This window comes from Litchfieldella rifensis, assembly GCF_042646605.1.
Classification (GTDB): domain Bacteria; phylum Pseudomonadota; class Gammaproteobacteria; order Pseudomonadales; family Halomonadaceae; genus Litchfieldella; species Litchfieldella rifensis.
Genome location: NZ_JBHRUG010000026.1, coordinates 127,158 through 129,802, shown reverse-complemented (window position 1 = coordinate 129,802; position 2,645 = coordinate 127,158). Strand labels below are relative to the sequence as shown.

The following is a 2,645-nucleotide window of genomic DNA, read 5'->3' as shown; positions in this document are numbered from 1 at the left end:
CGCCGGCCTTTTGGGCCGGCGTCTTGCGCTTCACGTGATCCGTGAAGCGGTCGTGGCTAGCGAGGCGATAGCTCAGCCATAGACCTCTTCGACGCTGGTCAGCGGATAGTGCGACGGGTATGGCTTGCGCGCCACCCCGGAATCCACCGCGGCCTGGGCCACCGCCGAGGACACACGGTCGAGCAGACGAGTATCCAGCGGCGTAGGGATGATGTAGCCGCAGCCGAATTCCAGCTTATCGAGCTCATAGGCATCCAGCACTTCCTGGGGCACCGGCTCGCGTGCCAGGTCCTTCAGGGCATGCACCGCTGCCACCTTCATCTCCTCGTTGATGCGCGTGGCGCGAACGTCCAGCGCCCCGCGGAAGATGAACGGAAATCCCAGTACATTGTTGACCTGGTTGGGAAAGTCGGAACGACCGGTAGCCATGATCACGTCATCGCGGACGGCATTGGCCACATCGGGGTGGATTTCCGGATCCGGATTGGAACAGGCGAACACCACCGGGTTGGCCGCCATCTTCTTGAGTTGCTCCGGCGAGAGCAGGTTGGGCCCGGAGAGACCGACGAACACATCGGCCCCCTCGATGGCGTCATCCAGGGTCCGACGCTCGGTCTCGGTGGCAAACATCGCCTTGTACTGGTTGAGATCCTCGCGACCGCTGTGGATCACTCCCTTGCGGTCGAGCATATAGATATGCTCGGCCCTGGCCCCGCAGGAAACCAGCAGCTTCATGCAGGCAACCGCTGCGGCGCCAGCGCCCAGACACACGACGCGGGCGTCTTCGACCTTCTTGCCGGCGATATCCAGCGCGTTGAGCATGCCGGCGACGGTCACGATCGCCGTGCCATGCTGATCGTCATGGAAAACGGGAATGCTGCACTGCTCGACGAGCGCCCGTTCGATCTCGAAACACTCTGGAGCCTTGATGTCCTCGAGGTTGATGCCACCCCAAGTATCGGCAATTCGTGCCACGGTGTCGATGAAAGCCTGCGGACTCTCGGCATTGACCTCGATGTCCACCGAATTGATTCCGGCAAATTTCTTGAACAGCACCCCCTTGCCTTCCATGACCGGTTTGCTCGCCAACGGCCCCAGATCTCCCAATCCCAGAATCGCCGAACCGTCGGAAATCACCGCCACCAGGTTGCCCTTGCCGGTGTACAGGTAGGCATTCTCCGGATCCCTGGCGATTTCACGGCAGGGCTCGGCCACTCCCGGGCTGTAAGCCAAGGCAAGATGCTTGGCCGACACCGTCGGCTTGGTCAGCTCGACGGAAAGCTTGCCGGGAATCGGCTGTGAGTGGTAATCCAGTGCCGCCTGTTTCTTCGCGTCTGTCATGCGTCTCGTTTCCGGTCATGTCATGGAGATGTCGCGCCAGAATATAGAAAAACCCCCTGAGTCACAACTTGAGCCAAGTTCCCGCCATTTCAGACTTTTAAGCACTTGTTTGAAGCCATTTCCAGATATTTGCTGCAACTTATGTCGGCTTGTCACGGCATAATGCATAGCTTATCTTGATCGCACAGCTTCGTCGCCTGCCTGTACTACGCTGTCATTGTAGGGATATCTGGGGAGGCACCGTCATGGCGCAAAATTCTGCCGTGCGCCGCGCACTTCAGCACCCACTATCCTTTTTCTTTAGGTAATCAGGAGTCTGCACATGAAAGCACCCGTACGCGTCGCGGTAACAGGTAGCGCTGGACAGGTCGGTTACAGCCTGTTATTCCTCATCGCTTCCGGCGAGATGCTGGGCAAGGACCAGCCCGTCATCCTGCAATTGCTCGATATCACGCCGTCCCTCGATGCGCTCAAGGGGGTGGCAATGGAACTCGAGGACTGCGCCTTCCCGTTGCTCAAGGGCATCACCCGAAGCGACAAGGCCGAGCAGGCTTTCCAGGACGCCGATTATGCACTCCTCGTGGGGGCCAAGCCGCGTGGACCCGGTATGGAGCGCAAGGATCTGCTGGATGCAAACGCAGCGATCTTCCAAGCACAGGGCAAGGCCCTCAACGCGGTGGCGAGCCGGAACGTACGCGTCATCGCCGTAGGTAACCCGGCGAATACCAACGCCCTGATCGCACAACGCAATGCCCCGGATCTGGAGCCACACTGCTTCACGGCGATGACACGCCTGGATCACAATCGCGCCCTCGCCCAGCTCGCCAATCGTACCGGCTGCGATACCACCCAGATCCACGGGCTCACCGTGTGGGGCAACCACTCTTCCACCCTGTATCCCGATGTGAGCCATGCGCTGATCGATGGCAAGGCGGCACATGACCTCGTCGACCGGGCGTGGCTCGCCAATGAGTTCATCCCCGCCGTACAGCAGCGCGGCGCGACCATCATCAAGGCCCGCGGGCAGTCTAGTGCCGGCTCCGCGGCGTGCTCAGTGATCGACCACATGCGCGACTGGGTGCTCGGTACTCCAGCCGATGACTGGGTAAGCATGTCCGTCCTCTCCGACGGCAGCTACGGCATTGCGGAGGGGGTGTTCTATTCCTTCCCTTGCCGTTGCAGCAACGGTCGTTATGAGATCGTCCAGGGGCTCGAAATCGACGAATTCTCCCGTGAACGCATGACGGCCACGGAGCAGGAACTGCTCGACGAGCGAGACGTCGTGTCGCATCTGCTGCCCTGAA

At 60.5% G+C, this 2,645-nt stretch carries 2 protein-coding genes; one reads left to right on the top strand and one right to left on the bottom strand.

The features are described from left to right. Positions 1–72: 72 nt before the first annotated feature. A complete protein-coding gene (locus tag ACFOEV_RS12330; RefSeq protein ID WP_386774334.1) occupies positions 73–1,341 on the bottom strand; it encodes a malic enzyme-like NAD(P)-binding protein in 1,269 nt (422 codons plus the stop codon). Between the two features lie 322 nt (positions 1,342–1,663). Here ACFOEV_RS12330 and ACFOEV_RS12325 point away from each other — a divergent pair, with 322 nt between their 5' ends. After that, positions 1,664–2,644 carry a malate dehydrogenase gene (locus ACFOEV_RS12325; RefSeq protein ID WP_386774332.1) on the top strand — a complete coding sequence of 327 codons (981 nt, stop codon included), beginning with the start codon at positions 1,664–1,666 and terminating at the stop codon, positions 2,642–2,644. Position 2,645: the final 1 nt, after the last annotated feature.

Coding starts and splice junctions, on each gene's coding strand:
- ACFOEV_RS12325 (WP_386774332.1), top strand. CDS start 1,664: ATGAAAGCACCCGTACGCGTCGCGGTAACAGGTAGCGCTGGACAGGTC.
- ACFOEV_RS12330 (WP_386774334.1), bottom strand. CDS start 1,341: ATGACAGACGCGAAGAAACAGGCGGCACTGGATTACCACTCACAGCCG.